Here is a 15,797-nt window from a genome sequence, read left to right as displayed (position 1 = left end):
CTCACTCGCCCGCCACGTCATCGGTCTTGAGGTCCTCGACGAACTCCTGGAATTCGTCCAGCTCATCGGGGCAGTAGATCTCGATGATCAGCAGCTGGCCCTGGACGACGCGGCTGTCGGCGACCACCGGGCGTGCCCCGGGGCCGGTCGCCCCGTTCGCGAGCTGCGACAGCAGGACGGCCTGGCTCAGTGCGTCGTTGGGGTTCGCGCAGGTCGCACCACCGTCGGCTCCCAGGACCCGCACGATCTGGTCCCTGTCCGGGGTGCGGGCGCCCGCGTCCTCGAGGGCCGCGATCAGCTCGTCTGCTTTGTCCTCCGCCTCTTGGGTCTCCCGGGCCGAGCTGAAGGCGATCAGCCCGGCGACGAGGAGGACGCCGAGGACCACGAGGGCGGTGATGTAGATCCAGCTGCGTTCGCGCGTGCTCTGTGTCTCCGTCGGGGTGCTCATGAGGGGGTCACCTCCTGCGTATCGGGCTGCTTCCAGGACGGCTTGCGGAACCGGTAGAACAGGAACGGCACGAGGAGACCGAGTCCGAGGGCGCCGCCGCCGACGATGGCGAAGTAGACACCGGAGTTGCCGGACGAGAACTGCGATGGCGGGATGAAGCCGACCAGGAGGGCGGCAAGGGAGGCCGCGAAGCCGACGCCACACATCCCGACGAGCATGGGCGCGCGGTAGCCGCGCGGGTGATCGGGATGCTTACGACGTAGCTGGATCGCGGCGACGAACATCAGCAGGTACATGATCAGGTAGACCTGGGTGGTGATGACGGAGAAGATCCAGTAGGCGCTGGACACGTCTGGGATCAGCGCGTACGCCAGTCCGATCACGGTGGTGATCAATCCCTGGACGACCAGGATGTTCTGCTGGACACCGTTCTTGTTGAGCTGCTGCAGGAAGGGCGGAAGGTAGCCCTCCTGACGAGAGATCAGCAGCAGGCCCTTCGACGGCCCGGCCAACCAGGTCAGCATGCCGCCGAGGGATGCGGTGACCAGCATGATGCCCACGATCGGGGTCAGCCACTGCCAGCCGAAGTTCGCGAAGACCGCGTCGAAGGCCTGCATCACACCGGCAGTGAGGGACAGCTCCTCAGCGGGCACGACCCAGCTGATCGCCAGCGCCGGGAGGATGAAGATCGCAAGGACCAGGCCCATGGCCAGGAACATCGACTTCGGGAACTCCTTGCCCGGGTCCTTCAGCGAGGACACGTGGACCGCGTTCATCTCCATGCCGGAGTAGGAGAGGAAGTTGTTGACGATGAGCACGAGGCTCGAGAGGCCGGCCCACACCGGGAGGATGTTGTCGGAGGTCATCGGCGCCGCGGACTCGTTGCCCTGCCCGAGGAAGACGATGCCGAGAAGGACCAGCACGACGCCGGGGATCAGGGTCCCGATGATCAGGCCGCCGCTGGCGAGACCCGCGACCCCCTTGGTGCCACGTGAGGAGATCCAGACGCCGGACCAGTACACGACGATGATCACGCACGCGGTCCACACCCCGCTGCTGGCCAGGTCCGGATTGAACACGTACGCGAGCGTGCTCGCCACGAACCCGAGCAGGCTCGGGTAGTAGAAGATCGTCATGGCGAACTGGCACCACACCGCCAGGAAGCCCATCGGCTTGGAGATCCCTTCCGAGACCCACTTGTAGATGCCGCCCTCCCACCCCGAGGCGAGCTCCGCGGAGACCAGCGAGGTCGGCAGCAGGAACACGACGGCCGGGAGCAGGTACAAGAAGACGCAGGCCAGGCCGTAGACCGCCATCGTCGGTGCCGCCCGCAGGCTGGCGACCGAGCTCGTGGTCATCATCGCCAGCGCCACCCACGAGATCCAGGCGGTGGGCGGGATCTTGGCTCGTGTCGCCAGATCGGCTGCGGTGTCTCCCGCGCTCATGTCGGCCACCGCAGCGGGGGGTGGCTCCTGCACCATGTGGACATCCTCATCACTCCTTGCGAAAGCGACGGCTGCTGATGGCTCAGGGTAGGAACGACATGCGCGGGCGTGGATCATCCTCCACGGATGAGAGCGAGGCTGCTTCCGGAGCCGGTGCTGCGTACGCGGGAGGGGGGTGCCTCATCCATGACGGGTGATCCGTGCCTGAGCCTCGGCGGCAATAGTCCGTGTCCATGATCAAGCTCCTCAGCGGGATGCCGGCAGGGGTTCTCGGGCTCGAGGCCATCGATGACGTGGAGGCGGAGGACTATCGCGACGTCGTGGTGCCTGCCGTCGACGCGGCGATCGCCGAGCACGGAAAGGTCCGTCTCGTCTATGTCCTCGGTCCCGAGTTCGACGAGTACGAGGGGGACGCCGCCTGGGAGGACCTGAAGCTCGGTGTCCGTCACCCGACGTCGTTCGAGCGGATCGCGATCGTGACCGACGCGCGCTGGGCAGGCCCTACGATCAGAGTCTTCAGCGTCCTGTGGCCAGGACAAGCACGCGCGTTCCCGCTCGCCGACCTAGAGGCCGCGAAGCGTTGGGCGGCTGGTGAGGACCAGTCCGGTCCCGACCCGGGCTGAGATCACGATCCGACCAGGAGGACACGATGACCACGACGCAGTCACCCGCGCCGATCACGACCGAGGACTACGAGGCCCGGATGAACCGTGCCGTGACCGACGCGGCCGACGCGGGGCTGGACGGGCTCCTCGTCACGCCCGGGCCCGACCTGGTGTGGCTCACCGGCTACCAGCCCACGGCCATCACCGAGAGGTTGACGGTGCTCATCCTCGCTCCCGGCCAACAGCCCACGCTGCTGGTGCCGACCCTGGAGCGGCCGGACGCCGAGAGTGCCGTGGGCGCACCGGGCCTCTCGATCGTCGACTGGGCCGACGGTGAGGATCCGTTCGCGCGCGCCGGCACCATGATCCCCGCCCGCGCCACGATGGGGATCGCCGACTCCGCCTGGGCGATGCACCTGCTCGGGCTACAGGGCGCGTTGCCCGAATCCTCCTACCGGTCGCTGACGCAGGCCCTTCCGATGCTGCGCGCGGTCAAGGATGCCAAGGAGCTCGCCCGGCTGGCAGCTGCCGGGGCCGCTGCGGACGCGGCGTACGAGCAGATCCTCGGAGTCCGGTTCGCCGGACGGAAGGAGACGGACGTGGCTGCCGACCTGGCCCGCCTGCTGCGGGAGTTCGGGCACGAGCAGGTCGACTTCACGGTGGTCGGATCGGGCCCCAACGGCGCCAACCCTCACCACGAGGCCGGCGACCGCACCATCGAGGTCGGCGATGCGATCGTCCTCGACTTCGGTGGGCTGATGCACGGCTACGGCTCGGACACCAGCCGCACGGTGTGCGTGGGCGAGCCTTCCGCCCTGGTCCGCGAGGTCCACGAGGTCGTCCGCGCAGCGCAGCAGGCAGGCGTCGACGCGGTACGCCCAGGCGTTGCCTGCCAGGAGATCGACCGGGCCGCGCGAAAGGTGATCACGGACGCGGGCTACGGCGATCGGTTCATCCACCGCACCGGGCACGGCATCGGCACGACCACGCACGAACCGCCGTACATGATCGAGGGTGAGGAGCAGCCGCTGGTGCCGGGGATGTGCTTCTCCGTCGAGCCCGGGATCTACCTCCCCGGAGAGTTCGGTGTCCGGATCGAGGACATCGTCACGGTCACCGAGGAGGGCGGCCGGCGCCTGAACAACACCGAGCGCGACCTGAAGGTCGTCAGCTGAGGCTTGGTGGCACCGGGACGTACAGGCACTACTCGGTGGGCAGGAGCGCGGTAGACAGCATGACGCGCTGCTTTCCGGCCGCCTCGCCGACGTACGGGGCGATGAGCTCGTTGAATCCTTGCTGGATTCGTGCGAGGTCTTCCTCGTCGACATACAGCGCGCCGGTGCCGAACCCGAGGTGGCTGCGGGTCACCTCGCCGAGCGCGAGTGAGCCCTCGAACGTACGAAGCAGCTCACCGACGAACGCCAGGAAGCCGGCTCGGAGCTGCTCGTCGGAGAGTGTTGCCAGCTCGGCCTGCTCGACGTGAGCCATCCGCTCGCCCAGCGTGTAGGTGCGCTCGATCGTGCCCCGCACCCGCCGCTCCGACGCCACGGCGAGGAAGCCGGCCTCGACGAGGGTGGCGATGTGTCGGTACAGCGTTGCCTGGGGGACATCGGTCAGCAGTTCCCGGAGTTGGGCGGTGGTCAGATCGCGGCCCCCCACCGCCTGCAGTACCCGAAGTCGTACGGGGTGGGCAACGACCTCGGAGATATTGCCTTGCGACGGCATGTGACTCCCATTATTCTCATTCTTAGAATGTTCCTGATCTGAGTATATTCTAGGAGATGAGATGACCATCCTCAACGTCCAGGACGGCCTGCTGACGCTCACCTTTCCTGGGTGGGAGCGGATGATGGCCGGCCGCGCGGACTACTCCGTCGCCGTCAGCGCGGTCGACTCGGTCGAGGTGCTGCCGGGCTGGAGCTCCGAGATCTTGGGTTGGCGTTCTGGCCTGGTCATCTCCGGTCTTCGCAAGCTGGGCACCTTTCGGCATCCCGATGGCACCCGCAGACTGGTCTCGATGACGCGTGGGCTGCCCCTGCTGCGGATCCGGTTTCGCGGCCGGGATGTCGGTGCGGGCTTCGACGAGCTGCTGGTCAGCGCTCCGGAGGCCGCGGAGCTGGCGTCGGAGCTCGACGCTCTGGCTCGGCCATGAGCGCCGCTGCGGCCGCGGGCGTAGCGGCGGAGAGGGTGCTGTCAGGCCCGACCCTGCGGGCCGAGGGTCTGGTCAAGTCCTTCGGACCGGTGCCGGCGCTGACCCGGGTCGATCTGGTCGCACGGCCGGGACGGGTGACCGGCTTCATCGGGCCGAACGGCGCGGGCAAGAGCACGACCTTGCGCATCCTCACCGGACTTGCCCGTGCGGATCGCGGCACGGCGACGATCGACGGGGTGCCCTACGTCGGGTTGAGCTCGCCCTCCCGAGTCCTGGGTGTCGTCGGCGATCTGGCCGGCGCTCATCCGGGGATGACCGCTCGCGGGCACCTGCAGACTCAGGCCGCTCTGATCGGTGTGGCCGGCGAGCGGGTCGAGGAGGTGCTCGAGGAGACCGGCCTGAGCTCCGTGTCGCGCCGACGAGTCCGCGGCTTCTCGACCGGGATGCGCCAGCGACTGGCGTTGGCGACGGCCCTGTTGGGTCGACCGTCCGGGCTGATCCTCGACGAACCGACCAACGGCCTGGACCCCTCGGGCACCGTCTGGCTGCGCCGCCTGCTGCGATCCTTCGCGGATGCCGGTGGGACGGTGCTCGTGTCCAGTCATGTGCTCACCGAGCTGCAGCAGGTGATCGACGACCTGGTGCTCGTCGAGGCCGGCCGCACGCTCTGGTCCGGTTCGCTGAGCGACTTCACCGGTGAACACGCCTCACTCGAGGGGGCCTACCTGAGCATGATCGAGAAGGAGATGGCATGCGACAGCTGAAGGACGCGATCCGAGGTGAGGTCGTGCGGCTGACCAGGACCCGGCTGCCCCTGTGGACGCTGGTCGCCGCGGTGGCGTGCGGTGGCCTGCTCACCGGCCTTGTCGCACTGACCGGACCGGAGAACGCCACTCCGCCGATGCCTGGGTTGGACACGGTCGCGGGTGTGTCCGGAGTTCTGAGCCTCCTCGGCGTCGCCCTCTTCGTGCCTGCCCTGATCGGCACTGTGGCGATCACCGGCGAATACCGGCATCGGACCGTAGCCACCACCTTCCTCGCGGTCCCGAAGCGCGGCCGGGTGCTGGTGGCCAAGCTGATCGCCTACGGGGGTCTTGGCCTTACGTACGGGGTGGTCCTGGCGCTCTCCGCGGTCGTCGGGATCTACGCAGGGACCTCAGCGCACGGGATCGAGGCGGGGCTCGATCCCGAGGCCATTCTCGGCACCACGGCGAGGTACGGCGGGGCGGCAGCCATCTACATGCTGCTGGGCGTCGGCATCGGAGCCGTCGCGCGGCACCAGCTGCTCGCGATCGGGATCACGCTGGGCTACTTCTACTTCATGGAGAACCTGATGATGATTCTCCCTGGAGTCAACGTCGTCTATCCCTTCCTTCCTGGTGGAGCCACCGCCGCGCTCACCGGGTCGACGGCGCTGTTGGAGATGATCGCGGCAGAGGCGGGGGTGAGCAGCCCGGTCGCTCAGGCGCCGCTGGTAGGCGCTCTCCTACTTCTCGGCTACGCCCTGGCCACCTCGGCGCTGGCCGCAGCGGTATCCCTACGCCGCGACGTCGCCTGAGTTCGTGCGCGTACGCGACGCCGCCGGGCTCAGGCGTGACCGCCCTGGACTTCCTTGGCGGCGGCCTTGATGTCGTCGGCCTCGACCTTCTCGACGGTGGACTGAACGATGGTCTCCGCCCGTTCGAGGGCCTTGCGGATCTTGACCTCGCCGGGGTCCGAGACGAGAGCGATCAGGCCCGAGTGTCCTGGTGTGATCGCATTCTCGAGCTGCTGCTCGAGCTCCTTGTTGTGGTGGCGCTGTCGCAGCTTTCCGACGAGCGCTCCGGTGCCGCCGGCCACTGCGGCACTGCCGAGGATCGACGGCGGGAAGACCACCCCGAGCGCGATACCGCCGACGACGCCCCACTTGAGCCCTGACTTCGTGCTGTGGTCGGTCGCCTTCTGGATCTCCAGTCGGCCCTCGGCCGAACGGTTGACCACGATGACGCCCTCGATCTCGACGGTGCGGCCGTCCTCGGCCGACTTGAGGGCCTCGTACGCCTCCCACGCCGTGTCTGTTTCGCTGAAATCCGCGATGACGAGGGTGTAGGCGCCGTCGGACACGGAGGCCGCGCGCACCTCGAGGTCGGGGGTGTTCTCGTCTGCCATGACATCCGCTCCTTGGGTGGTTGGGATTCCACTCTCGAACGGTCATGGCGCGGCGACATCACCCGTAGCGGGTGGGGTGGGCGTGCCGCTCGGGCGATCCGATGATCACTTGCCCTGGCGCGATCGGCGCCAGAACCCCCAGGCCCAGGTGAGGAGCAGGGCGCCCAGGATCGACCCGATCAACCCGGTCGGGTGGAGATCGAGGCCGTTGCCGGTCGCGAGACTGAGCCCCAGACCGCCGATGAAGGAGCCCAGGAGGCCCGTCACCGCCGCGGTGGTCCAATCGATCTCCTTCATCGACCGACCGAGAACGAGTTGTGCCACGCCGCCTGCCACGATGCCGAACAGGATGATCGCGATGATGAGCATCTCGGCAACGTACCGCAACCCAGACGCTCTTATTCCGGCGTTGAAGGACACTCCTCGATCTTGGCGACCTGGGTGCTGAGGACGACAGGCTCAAACTCGACGGGTCAGGCGCTGCGGGTCTGGAGCCAGGTGCGGTACCGGCGCAGGGCGCGACCCTGCAGGATGGTCTCCTTCGCCAGCGCGAGCCGGGGGTCCAGTCCGGGGCGGGTGCGGCGGCCGGCGCCGAGGCGGCGCAGCTGCTGGCGTACGCGGGCCATGCTCGCGGCCGACGCGACGGCCTTGTCCTCGATCCGCACCGGCGCCAGGTCGACGCGTGCCTCGGCGTTGTGATGCCAGGTGTTCGGCAGGTCGGGCTCGGTCAGGTCGCCGCCCCACCGGTCGGTGCGCTGAAGCGCCGTCGCGGAGCTTCAGCGCTGCCCGCCCACACCACCGAGCTGCACCACCCCAAAGGTGTGGTCGCCGTGATCTCGCCCTGGAACTACCCGCTCAGCATGGCGGCCGGTGACGCCATCCCGGCGCTGCTGGCCGGTGGCACGCCCCGCCCCGACCTCGGTCCGCTATTCTACGAGCCGACGATCCTCGCCGACGTCACCCCGGAGATGACCCTGTTCGAGCACGAGACCTTCGGTCCGGTGGTCTCCGTCTACCGCTACTCCGAGATCGACGACGCCGTCCGGATGGCCAACTCCACGGCGTACGGCCTCAACGCCAGCGTCTGGAGCCGCGACGGGGCGAAGGGCCGTGCCGTGGCGGCGCGCATCCACGCCGGCACGGTCAACGTCAACGAGGCCTTCGCCGCCGCGTGGGGCAGCATCGACGCACCCATGGGCGGGATGGGCGACTCCGGCCTCGGCCGCAGGCATGGTGCCGACGGGCTGCTCAAGTACACCGAGGCCCAGACGGTCGCCCACCAGCGGCTGCAGGGGTTCACCCCGCCCAGCGCGATCGACCACGATCAGTGGTCCCGGATCCTTACGCTCGCACTGAAGACACTACGTAGGGCCGGCGTCCGGTGACCCGGGTCCGCTCGAAGGAGATCCAGGCATGACCAAGCGCATCCTGAATGTCGTCACCAACGTCGGTCACTACGACGACCCGTCCCACCCACCGGCCTGTGGCTCTCCGAGCTCACCCACGCCTGGCAGGTCTTCGAGGAGCACGGCTTCGAGCAGACCCTCGTCAGCCCGGCCGGGGGAGCGGTCCCGCTCGAACCGCGCTCGCTGAAGTTCCCCAGCTACGACAGGACCGCCAAGGCCTGGCGTGCCTCCCCGGAGCGGATGGCGCTGCTGGAGAACACTCTCAGCCCTGACCAGATCGACTCCGTCGACTACGACGCCATCTACTTCACCGGTGGCCACGCGGTCATGTACGACTTTCCCGACAGCGAGGGTCTTCAGCGCATCACCCGCGAGATCTTCGAGCGCGGCGGCATCGTCTCCTCCGTCTGCCACGGCTACTGCGGTCTCCTCAACACCCGCCTCTCCGACGGCTCCTACCTCATCGCCGGCCGGAGGATGACCGGCTTCGCCTGGCAGGAGGAGGTCCTCGCCCGGGTCGACAAGCTCGTCCCGTACAACGCCGAGGAGGAGGCCAAGAAGCGTGGTGCGCTCTATGAGAAGGCCATGCTTCCGTTCGTCTCGTACGCCGTCGTCGACGGCAACCTCGTCACCGGGCAGAACCCGGGGTCGGCCAAGGAGACGGCCACGAAGGTTGCCGAGCTCCTCTGACCCCGCGCGGGTCACTGTTCGACGGGACTCGGGTTGAGAAGGGACGTGTCCAGGTCGCTGTTGCGGAGGCGGTAGACCTGAAGCCTCAAGTGGTAGTACTTCTCCGTCTCTCCGACCCAGTCCATACCGATGCGGCGTGCGGCGTGGATGCCGTGCTCGTTCCGGGGCCGTACGACGGCGAAGATCTCCTCCTCGCCGTTGGCGAACGCGTAATGGGCAAGGGCGTGCCCGGCTTCCGAGCCCAGTCCGCGGCCCCACGCCCAGGGGGCGAGCTGGTAGCCCACCTCCAGGTCTTCGCCTTCCGGAGGGAGCGGGAGGATCTGTGCCGAGCCCGCGACACGTCCGCTCTCGATCTCTTCGACCACCCATCGGCCGCTCGCCCGGCCGGCGGGTCCTGGGGGCGCGGCGAGCCAGCTGCTGATCGTCGCCCGCATGGTGTCGACGTCGGTGACCTGCCCCATGGCCGGCGCCAGCCAGCGGGAGACCTCGGCGCTGCCGTAGATCTCGAGTGCCGCGGGCGCATCGTCCTCGCGCCATGGCCGAAGCCGCACCCGCGCCGTACGAATGGTCGAGCCATCGATCGTGACGTCATCAGCCAACGTGAGCTCCTCGAAAGGGGATGACCGTCCGCCGACATCGCATCGAGGACAGGGATGCGACACAGGACGGTCTATCGACGATAGCGCGCTCCACCCACTCGGGGCGACGGATGTTGCTGAGTCAGTGCGGTGAGCGCGGCCTCTGCCGTCTACAGTTGTCCCGTGCGTTTCGGCGTACGTTCCCCGGTTGGTCTGCCTGCAGGGCCCGCCTGACTTTGAATCACGCTGTCGTGTGCCAGAATTACGCTCCGTGCCGGTACCCAGCGGGGGAGAATGGCACACAGTGGACCGGAAACGGTCCGATCCCCAGTTGCTCTGCCGGTAGGGGCCGCCAGACTTTGAATCTGGATTAGGGACGTTGGTTCGACTCCAACCTGGGGAGCAGAAACGGCCCGACGTCAAATGACCTCGGGCGGTTTGTGTCTTCGGGTCCGCGACTTCGACCGCTGGGCACCCTGGGGGCGGGGGCGCAGCTTTGGTTAGCTTGGGTCGCTGATGTGTGGTCGTGACGTACTCGCTGCCTGAATCGCCCCGGGTCTGATGGAGGCTCTGGTGTGTCCCGGGTTCTACGGCGTCCGAGTTTCTGGATGGTGGTCGACGCCCGCCGAGACCCTGAGACGACGCAGGGAGCGATCGCTCGGATCGCGGGCCAGCTGGGGATCAACCCGGAGACGTTGCGGACGTGGGTCAAGCGCACAGAGATCGATGAGAGCCTGCGTCCTGGGGCCACGTCCGCGGAGGCGGAGCGGATCGCTGAGCTCGAGCGTGAGAATCGTGAGCTGCGTCGGGCCAACCACATCTTGAAGACGGAGTCGGCTTTCTTCGCGGCGGAGCTCGACCGCCCCTCGAACAGGTAGTGGCCTACATCGACGCCCATCGCCATGACGTGGTCGATGGGCGCGAGGGTGGGGTCGAGCCGATCTGCACGGTGCTGAAGAAGGCCGGCGTGCAGATCGCCCCGGGCAGCTACTACGCGGCCAAGAACCGGCCACCACCGCCACCGATACCTACTGCATCCCAAGCCGAAGATCGGACTGCATCCTGGGCATGCCGAGTTCGTTCTTGTGCTAGCGTCGCTGGCGCAAGAAACGATTCTGCATCGTGACTCGGCGGGCCCATAGGGGTCAACCGTCCCCACTCAGCCGGCGGGCCGTTGTCGAGGCCTCTGGATGACGATCAGTGAGGCTGCTGCGACATGAGACATCAAATTCTGCTTGACGTTGACACAGGGCGCGACGATGCGCTTGCCATTATGTTCGCAATGCGACATCCGGACATCGATGTTCACGCGATCACCTGCGTCGCAGGGAACACGAGCGCCGCAAATGCTGCTGCCAACACCCTGAGGATCCTCGATCTCGTCGAAGCGCCACCGATCCCAGTGGCTGTGGGTGCTCAGCGCCCCCTGATCGAGCCGCTCCGAGATGCCTCGTGGATCCACGGCCCGAACGGCCTCGGCGACGTGGACTTGCCTGTCAGCGGCCGCGGCATCGAGCCGGTCCATGCGGTCGAGCTGATGCGCCGGTGCCTTCTTTCTTCCGAGGCCCGGCTCACAGTCATCGCGCTCGGGCCAATGACCAACGTCGCTTTGCTGCTCCGGACGTACCCAGAGGTGGCGGGACGAATCGAGCGGATCATCTTCATGGGCGGTTCAGCCACGGTCGGCAACGCCACGCCCGCCGCCGAGTTCAACTTCTGGCATGACCCAGAGGCGGCCCACATCGTGCTGACCAGCGGTATACCGCTGACGATGTACGGCTGGGACATTCTGTGGAGCATGAGAACAGGGGCTCATCAGATCGCGGAACTGTGCGACTCTGCTGATCAGGTGCGCCAGATCGCCGGTCGCCTGCTCGCCTTCGCGGCTGCAGATCCGGCGAACGGGTCACCGGTGATCTACGACTGCATAGGCGACGCTGGCGTCCTGTGCGTCATGGCGGCACCAGAGCTGTTTGGCATCGAGAGCCGACCAGTCCAAGTCGTCCTCACCCCCGGCCCCGCCCGTGGGCAGACGATCGTCGATCAACGAGAAATGGCCGGCGAGGACTCCGCCCACGGCATGACCGCGCCAGTGCCACTCGTCGACGTGGTTACTTCGGCTTCGAACAACGAAGTGCTCGCCATGTTCCTCGAGACCCTCGACGGCCGCTGCGGCTGCGACAACGGGGCCAGCCACCACGCGGAACGGTAGCCGCAGCGTGTGCGTCCCCAAAGTTGGCTGCCACATGTAGAAACGTTTCTTTGATAGTCGAACTCCTTCGATAGTGCAGTTGCAAGCGGTGAGGGATGGCTCTTGTTGCGTCCATTGACATCCAAACTAGAATCGATAATACTCGCTCAGAGCCCGCTCCCTGTGCCAGGCCCAATCGGCACAGGTGGTGCGTCCCTTCAGCGAAGATCGGACATCCAGAGGGCTCGAGCCAGAAACCGTCACACCAGACGCCGCCCAACGGGCAGAGTGAGGACTTGAAAAAGATGCCGGACTTCAAAGACCTCGTGCGGTCGGCCTGGGATGCCGCCTGGAACCACGGCGACTGCGACGCTCTTGACATGATCGTTCACCCTGACTACGAGCTGGAGAATGCCGGTCTGGGCCTCACCGCGGGGCTCGCTGGGCTCAAGAGCCAGATCCGAGACATGCGAGCCGCGATCCCGGATCTTCGGACCTCGGTGGACGCAATCGTTGTTGACGGCGACGGGTTCGCCCTCTTCTGGTCGGCCACCGGCACGTTCATGAATGCTTTCGGCGACGTTCCCCCAACGCACCGTGTACTGCAATCACGAGGTGCGGTGCAGGGGACGCTGCGTGACGGTCGGATCATTCGCGAGCGCGTGGCCTGGGACCCGACTGTCGACATGCTGTCTGAGCTGGGGACGCCTGGACTGGGGTCGGCATTCGACCCGTCCCAGCAAAGCGGCGGTGAGAACGTTGAGATGCCTAGCATCGAGGATCTCAAGGAGTTCAACCGCAAGTTCGTCACCGGCGTCACCGTGGTGACGACGATGGATTCCGCTGATCAGCCCCGGGGGTTGGCAGTCAGCGCTTACATGCCCATCTCGCTGGACCCCCCGCTGGTGGCTGTGTGCGTGCAGAACACGTCCTCGACGTACTCGTCTCTCTTCGAATCTGAGCACCTCGGCATTAACATCATCGCCAATACTCAGCGGCCAGTTGTGGACAGGTTTGCCACCAAGTCCGACGATAAGTTCGCTGGACTTGATTGGCACAGTGGCCCCGAGGGCTCCCCTCTGATCCGCGGATCGGCGGCGTCGATCGAGGCCGAGATCAAGGAGCGGTTCCGCGCGAAGACCCACGTGCTGATCGTCGCTCAGGTGAGCTACCTCGAAGTATCCAGCCTGGATCCGATGGTCTACAAGGCGGCCAAGTTCTACGACGGCGCATCTCTCGCAGAGATCTAGCCACGTACCGCCGGCCCGTTGTGATCGGGGGCGTCGTCAAACGCTGGGTACGTGATCGTGCAGACCGCAGTCATGAGGTTGGAGCGCGTGAGAAGCCGTCTCCGACGTGGGGGCTGCTTGGCGACCCTGCCCCCAGTTCTACTGCGACGTCTGAGCGGAGACTGCGGCCAGCGCTGGGATACCGGGCTCTTCACAGATGAGGGTGTAGGTCCCGGATCGGTGGCTGGCGCGTCGGTCCGGGGGTAGAGGTCGAGGTCTTCCGATGATGGAAGTTCTCACACAGCCATCGGGAAGACATCGACGTTGCCTGACGCTACCTTCACGACCAATGACCTGACGACCTTCACGCGCCTGGACAAGCTCGGACTCGTCGCGATCGGGCAGGGACTCGATCCGGATCGGACGCTGTTGCTGTGCCGGGTCGCTGAACCCGACCAGTCTGATCAGTGGTGTCGACGATGCGGCGGCGAGGGTCTGGCTCGCGACAGCGTCCTGTTGCACGAGCTCGAAGGTTGCTCGTCCACTGACCATGAGCACCGTCCCGCGAAGTGGCAGCGAGTCGATCCCTAAAGTCTTGACCAGCTTGTCCATCCGGCGGGTGGAGACACCGGCGAGGTAGCAGTCAGCCGCGACCGTGATCAGCGCGGACTCGGCACGTTTGCGGCGCTCGAGGAGCCACTCGGGAAAGTAGGTGCCCTGCCGCAGTTTGGGGATCGCGACATCGACGGTCCCGATGCGAGTGTCGAGGTCGCGGTGTCGGTAGCTGTTGCGTTGGCTGGTCCGGGTCGGTGAGGGCCGGCCGTACTCGGCACCGACCACGGCATCGGCGTCGGCGGAGATTAGGGCTTGATGATCGACTGCAGCAGCGATCGCATCAGATCAGGGCTGGCCTCAGCCAGGGTTTCACCGAGCAGGCCCGCAGGGTCAACAGTATGTGGTGCGGTCATCGTGTGGTTCCGTTCGAGAGAGCTGTGGAAGGTGAACTCGAAGGATCACGCGGTGGCCGCACCGTCGTCCGGCGTACACGCCAGCAACGACCTGGGCGACCGCGCTACACCACTATCGGGGACTCAACTACGAACGAGCGGGTACATCATTTTCCCGGCAGGTTCGCCTGCGAGAGATAGGCCGCGGCCCGACGCAGCACCTCGTTCTCCTGCTCGAGCAACCGGATCCGCTTCTTCGCTTCTCGCAGCTCAGAGTTCTCAGCCGCCGTGGTCCCCGGCTTGGCGCCGTTCTCGACATCGGCCTGCCGCAGCCAGTTGGTCAGACGCGACTCACTGATCCCGAAGTCCACAGCGATCTGCTTCAACTGCTGACCAGGCTCACGGTTCCTCGCAACACGAACAACGTCGTCACCGAACTCCTTGGGGTACGGCTTCGGCACAGCACACATCCTTCCAGCAGCACCTCTCGGCACCACAGATCAGATGTCACCTACCCCTGCAGCAGTCCCCTGCGTTCCGCAGCGGTTAGAGCGAACCCGTCGATTCCCGGATCTTCAGTGAGACCGGCGAGGGTGGGGGAGGGACTTGATCGGCGCCGTCGACCATGCTCAGCAGCAGTTTGGCTGCCTGAACGCCCATTTCCCTGGCTGGCTGTCGGACAGTGGTCAACGCTGGGGTGAGAAGCGAAGCGAATGGCAGGTCATCGAAGCCGACCACCGAGACGTCATCCGGTACCCGCAGGCCGGAGCGGCGGCAGTAGGAGAGAGCGCCGATCGCCATCAGGTCGTTCGCGCAGATAAGGGCTGTGGGTCGTTCGTGCGCGGGACGGCTCAGGATCTCCTCTGCCAGCTGCGCGCCCGACGTCATCCGGTAATCGCCGGCGAGAACGGGAACCTCGTCAGGGTCGAGCCCGGCGGCCGCGATGGCCTCGCGGTATCCCGACAGGCGCTGTTCGGCGGTCCAGAGCTCGCGGGGGCCGCTGAGGATGGCGAGGCGCTCGTGCCCGAGCGAGGTGACGTGGGCCGCGATCTCTCGGGCCCCCCGACGGTTCTGAGAGACCACAGCTGGAAGGTCGAAGCCAGGGAGCTTCTCATCGACCAGGACGACAGGGCCGACCCGGGTCAACTCCACCAAGGCCTCCATCCGCGTCTCGGCCCCCGACAGGTAGATGAGCCCATCGAGTCGCTGACTCCGCAACAGTCGGCTGTTCCAAGACTCGCCGACGCCGACCGCCTCTGGTGTGCAGAACACAACGAGGACGTCCTTCTCGGAGGCGGCCTGCTCCACACCCTCAGCGATCATCGCGAAGTACTGGTTCACGAGGTCTGGAATAACCAAGCCCACGGTCGCCACACTCCGCCGCTTGAGGTTGCGCGCGGACTCGTTCGGCAGATAGCCCAGTGCGCGTACGGCGTCGAGAACTCGATCGCGCCGGTCCGCAGCTACTGGCCCACTGTCGTTAAGCACGTAGCTGACGGTGCTGACGGCGACGCCCGCCCGCTCGGCGACGTCCTTCATAGTGGGTCTGCGCGCCGGCCTGGGCTCTGAGTTCCAAGCCAAGTCTCCCCCTCGATTGCAGCAGTCGCCTCGTTCCCGAGCTTGTTACTCCGACCATACTCGATTCGACCAGCAGATCCGCGCTCCGTCCTGTTCGACCGGTGGCGCGTAGGCACTGTCAACTAGAAACCTTTCATCTATGCGGGGTCTTGGCGTTCGCGCACGCCGACGCCTCTCTTCCTTGCTCGTGCCGAATCTCCTCTGGGGGAGACAACGACGGCCACGCATGCGCCCGAAGCAAGCGCACTGGCGCCCCATCCTTGCTCGGCATCGTTCGCGAGTCGGGTCAGACCGATCGAAAACTCGGGGTTTACATGACCGACATCACATTGATACAGTCGCGCAACTAGAAAGGTTTCTACTTCTTCAAGTAAAGCACT

18 protein-coding genes, 1 tRNA gene, 4 pseudogenes and 1 other annotated feature are annotated in these 15,797 nt (G+C 66.4%); of the genes and pseudogenes, 13 read left to right on the top strand and 10 right to left on the bottom strand.

Going from position 1 to position 15,797, the window contains the following annotated elements; translation table 11 throughout:
- Position 1: 1 nt before the first annotated feature.
- Together ABZ796_RS05700 and ABZ796_RS05695 are read right to left on the bottom strand one after the other, a co-directional pair.
- The gene (locus ABZ796_RS05700; protein ID WP_357335314.1) at positions 2-448 is read right to left on the bottom strand and encodes a hypothetical protein; all 447 of its coding nucleotides are present in this window, start codon (positions 446-448) and stop codon (positions 2-4) included.
- Positions 445-1,929, bottom strand: a complete 1,485-nt coding sequence (locus ABZ796_RS05695) for an APC family permease (protein WP_357335312.1) — start codon at positions 1,927-1,929, stop codon at positions 445-447. Before ABZ796_RS05695 ends, ABZ796_RS05700 begins: the two co-directional genes overlap by 4 nt.
- Before the next feature lie 197 nt (positions 1,930-2,126).
- Here ABZ796_RS05695 and ABZ796_RS05690 point away from each other — a divergent pair, with 197 nt between their 5' ends.
- Positions 2,127-2,516, top strand: a complete 390-nt coding sequence (locus ABZ796_RS05690; protein WP_357335310.1) for an STAS/SEC14 domain-containing protein — start codon at positions 2,127-2,129, stop codon at positions 2,514-2,516.
- 26 nt (positions 2,517-2,542) lie between these two features.
- Positions 2,543-3,673 carry an aminopeptidase P family protein gene (locus ABZ796_RS05685; protein ID WP_357335308.1) on the top strand — a complete coding sequence of 377 codons (1,131 nt, stop codon included), beginning with the start codon at positions 2,543-2,545 and terminating at the stop codon, positions 3,671-3,673.
- Between the two features lie 28 nt (positions 3,674-3,701).
- Here ABZ796_RS05685 and ABZ796_RS05680 read toward each other — a convergent pair whose 3' ends face one another.
- The gene (locus ABZ796_RS05680; RefSeq protein ID WP_357335306.1) at positions 3,702-4,223 is read right to left on the bottom strand and encodes a helix-turn-helix domain-containing protein; all 522 of its coding nucleotides are present in this window, start codon (positions 4,221-4,223) and stop codon (positions 3,702-3,704) included.
- 61 nt (positions 4,224-4,284) lie between these two features.
- On the opposite strand from ABZ796_RS05680, the gene ABZ796_RS05675 reads away from it, so the two are divergent.
- Genes ABZ796_RS05675 through ABZ796_RS05665 form a run of 3 tightly spaced genes read left to right on the top strand, consistent with a single transcriptional unit; the run spans position 4,285 to position 6,208 of the window.
- Positions 4,285-4,650: a hypothetical protein gene (locus ABZ796_RS05675; protein WP_357335304.1), complete on the top strand. Its 366-nt coding sequence runs from the start codon at positions 4,285-4,287 to the stop codon at positions 4,648-4,650.
- The gene (locus ABZ796_RS05670; protein ID WP_357335303.1) at positions 4,647-5,414 is read left to right on the top strand and encodes an ATP-binding cassette domain-containing protein; all 768 of its coding nucleotides are present in this window, start codon (positions 4,647-4,649) and stop codon (positions 5,412-5,414) included. Before ABZ796_RS05675 ends, ABZ796_RS05670 begins: the two co-directional genes overlap by 4 nt.
- On the top strand, positions 5,402-6,208 hold the full coding sequence (locus ABZ796_RS05665; protein WP_357335301.1) for an ABC transporter permease: 807 nt from the start codon (positions 5,402-5,404) through the stop codon (positions 6,206-6,208). The genes ABZ796_RS05670 and ABZ796_RS05665 overlap by 13 nt, the downstream gene beginning before the upstream one ends.
- Before the next feature lie 29 nt (positions 6,209-6,237).
- Here ABZ796_RS05665 and ABZ796_RS05660 read toward each other — a convergent pair whose 3' ends face one another.
- The 3 genes from ABZ796_RS05660 to ABZ796_RS05650 all read right to left on the bottom strand — a co-directional run bounded on the left by ABZ796_RS05660 (position 6,238) and on the right by ABZ796_RS05650 (position 7,463).
- Entirely contained in the window at positions 6,238-6,798 is a 561-nt protein-coding gene (locus tag ABZ796_RS05660; RefSeq protein ID WP_357335299.1) for a DUF1269 domain-containing protein, read from the bottom strand.
- A gap of 105 nt (positions 6,799-6,903) precedes the next feature.
- Positions 6,904-7,167 carry a GlsB/YeaQ/YmgE family stress response membrane protein gene (locus ABZ796_RS05655; protein WP_357335297.1) on the bottom strand — a complete coding sequence of 88 codons (264 nt, stop codon included), beginning with the start codon at positions 7,165-7,167 and terminating at the stop codon, positions 6,904-6,906.
- A gap of 104 nt (positions 7,168-7,271) precedes the next feature.
- On the bottom strand, positions 7,272-7,463 hold the full coding sequence (locus tag ABZ796_RS05650) for a hypothetical protein (protein WP_357335295.1): 192 nt from the start codon (positions 7,461-7,463) through the stop codon (positions 7,272-7,274).
- Between the two features lie 33 nt (positions 7,464-7,496).
- Between ABZ796_RS05650 and ABZ796_RS05645 the strand changes: the two genes are divergently transcribed.
- Both ABZ796_RS05645 and ABZ796_RS05640 read left to right on the top strand, forming a co-directional pair.
- Positions 7,497-8,183 (top strand): aldehyde dehydrogenase family protein, encoded by a 687-nt coding sequence (locus ABZ796_RS05645; protein WP_357335294.1) that lies wholly within the window; start codon positions 7,497-7,499, stop codon positions 8,181-8,183.
- Between the two features lie 96 nt (positions 8,184-8,279).
- Positions 8,280-8,894: a type 1 glutamine amidotransferase domain-containing protein gene (locus ABZ796_RS05640; protein WP_357335509.1), complete on the top strand. Its 615-nt coding sequence runs from the start codon at positions 8,280-8,282 to the stop codon at positions 8,892-8,894.
- 11 nt (positions 8,895-8,905) lie between these two features.
- Here ABZ796_RS05640 and ABZ796_RS05635 read toward each other — a convergent pair whose 3' ends face one another.
- Positions 8,906-9,493: a GNAT family N-acetyltransferase gene (locus tag ABZ796_RS05635; protein ID WP_357335292.1), complete on the bottom strand. Its 588-nt coding sequence runs from the start codon at positions 9,491-9,493 to the stop codon at positions 8,906-8,908.
- Positions 9,494-9,796: 303 nt separating this feature from the next.
- Here ABZ796_RS05635 and ABZ796_RS05630 point away from each other — a divergent pair.
- From ABZ796_RS05630 to ABZ796_RS05605, 6 genes and pseudogenes are all read left to right on the top strand, one after another.
- Positions 9,797-9,875 (top strand) — tRNA-Gln (locus ABZ796_RS05630).
- A 247-nt stretch (positions 9,876-10,122) separates the two neighbouring features.
- A pseudogene (locus tag ABZ796_RS05625) lies at positions 10,123-10,481 on the top strand (transposase); the annotation flags it as partial.
- Positions 10,308-10,454: a sequence feature (AL1L pseudoknot), on the top strand. Its footprint overlaps the pseudogene before it by 147 nt.
- A 207-nt stretch (positions 10,482-10,688) precedes the next feature.
- Entirely contained in the window at positions 10,689-11,684 is a 996-nt protein-coding gene (locus ABZ796_RS05620) for a nucleoside hydrolase (protein ID WP_357335290.1), read from the top strand.
- A gap of 95 nt (positions 11,685-11,779) precedes the next feature.
- Positions 11,780-12,325: pseudogene (locus ABZ796_RS05615) on the top strand (ester cyclase); the annotation flags it as partial.
- Positions 12,326-12,349: 24 nt separating this feature from the next.
- Positions 12,350-12,913: a flavin reductase family protein gene (locus tag ABZ796_RS05610; RefSeq protein ID WP_357335507.1), complete on the top strand. Its 564-nt coding sequence runs from the start codon at positions 12,350-12,352 to the stop codon at positions 12,911-12,913.
- A 303-nt stretch (positions 12,914-13,216) separates the two neighbouring features.
- Positions 13,217-13,405, top strand: a pseudogene (locus ABZ796_RS05605) (ISL3 family transposase); the annotation flags it as partial.
- A 60-nt stretch (positions 13,406-13,465) separates the two neighbouring features.
- On the opposite strand, the pseudogene ABZ796_RS05600 reads toward ABZ796_RS05605, so the two are convergent.
- The 3 genes and pseudogenes from ABZ796_RS05600 to ABZ796_RS05590 form a co-directional block, all read right to left on the bottom strand.
- A pseudogene (locus ABZ796_RS05600) lies at positions 13,466-13,860 on the bottom strand (transposase); the annotation flags it as partial.
- 146 nt (positions 13,861-14,006) lie between these two features.
- Positions 14,007-14,300, bottom strand: a complete 294-nt coding sequence (locus ABZ796_RS05595) for a transposase (RefSeq protein WP_357335289.1) — start codon at positions 14,298-14,300, stop codon at positions 14,007-14,009.
- A gap of 85 nt (positions 14,301-14,385) precedes the next feature.
- Entirely contained in the window at positions 14,386-15,378 is a 993-nt protein-coding gene (locus tag ABZ796_RS05590) for a LacI family DNA-binding transcriptional regulator (protein ID WP_357335287.1), read from the bottom strand.
- Positions 15,379-15,797: the final 419 nt, after the last annotated feature.

It is taken from the genome of Nocardioides sp. NPDC047086, from assembly GCF_040643685.1.
Classification (GTDB): domain Bacteria; phylum Actinomycetota; class Actinomycetes; order Propionibacteriales; family Nocardioidaceae; genus Nocardioides.
Note: the sequence above shows the minus strand (reverse complement) of the source record. Positions and strands in the feature narration are given on the sequence as shown.

Excerpts from the sequence above, each read along its gene's own strand:
- ABZ796_RS05645 (WP_357335294.1), top strand. The coding sequence starts at position 7,497 with ATGCCAGGTGTTCGGCAGGTCGGGCTCGGTCAGGTCGCCGCCCCACCG.
- ABZ796_RS05690 (WP_357335310.1), top strand. The coding sequence starts at position 2,127 with ATGATCAAGCTCCTCAGCGGGATGCCGGCAGGGGTTCTCGGGCTCGAG.
- ABZ796_RS05660 (WP_357335299.1), bottom strand. The coding sequence starts at position 6,798 with ATGGCAGACGAGAACACCCCCGACCTCGAGGTGCGCGCGGCCTCCGTG.
- ABZ796_RS05655 (WP_357335297.1), bottom strand. The coding sequence starts at position 7,167 with ATGCTCATCATCGCGATCATCCTGTTCGGCATCGTGGCAGGCGGCGTG.
- ABZ796_RS05610 (WP_357335507.1), top strand. The coding sequence starts at position 12,350 with ATGCTGTCTGAGCTGGGGACGCCTGGACTGGGGTCGGCATTCGACCCG.
- ABZ796_RS05675 (WP_357335304.1), top strand. The coding sequence starts at position 4,285 with ATGACCATCCTCAACGTCCAGGACGGCCTGCTGACGCTCACCTTTCCT.
- ABZ796_RS05680 (WP_357335306.1), bottom strand. The coding sequence starts at position 4,223 with ATGCCGTCGCAAGGCAATATCTCCGAGGTCGTTGCCCACCCCGTACGA.
- ABZ796_RS05685 (WP_357335308.1), top strand. The coding sequence starts at position 2,543 with ATGACCACGACGCAGTCACCCGCGCCGATCACGACCGAGGACTACGAG.
- ABZ796_RS05700 (WP_357335314.1), bottom strand. The coding sequence starts at position 448 with ATGAGCACCCCGACGGAGACACAGAGCACGCGCGAACGCAGCTGGATC.
- ABZ796_RS05695 (WP_357335312.1), bottom strand. The coding sequence starts at position 1,929 with ATGGTGCAGGAGCCACCCCCCGCTGCGGTGGCCGACATGAGCGCGGGA.
- ABZ796_RS05620 (WP_357335290.1), top strand. The coding sequence starts at position 10,689 with ATGAGACATCAAATTCTGCTTGACGTTGACACAGGGCGCGACGATGCG.
- ABZ796_RS05670 (WP_357335303.1), top strand. The coding sequence starts at position 4,647 with ATGAGCGCCGCTGCGGCCGCGGGCGTAGCGGCGGAGAGGGTGCTGTCA.
- ABZ796_RS05590 (WP_357335287.1), bottom strand. The coding sequence starts at position 15,378 with ATGAAGGACGTCGCCGAGCGGGCGGGCGTCGCCGTCAGCACCGTCAGC.
- ABZ796_RS05665 (WP_357335301.1), top strand. The coding sequence starts at position 5,402 with ATGCGACAGCTGAAGGACGCGATCCGAGGTGAGGTCGTGCGGCTGACC.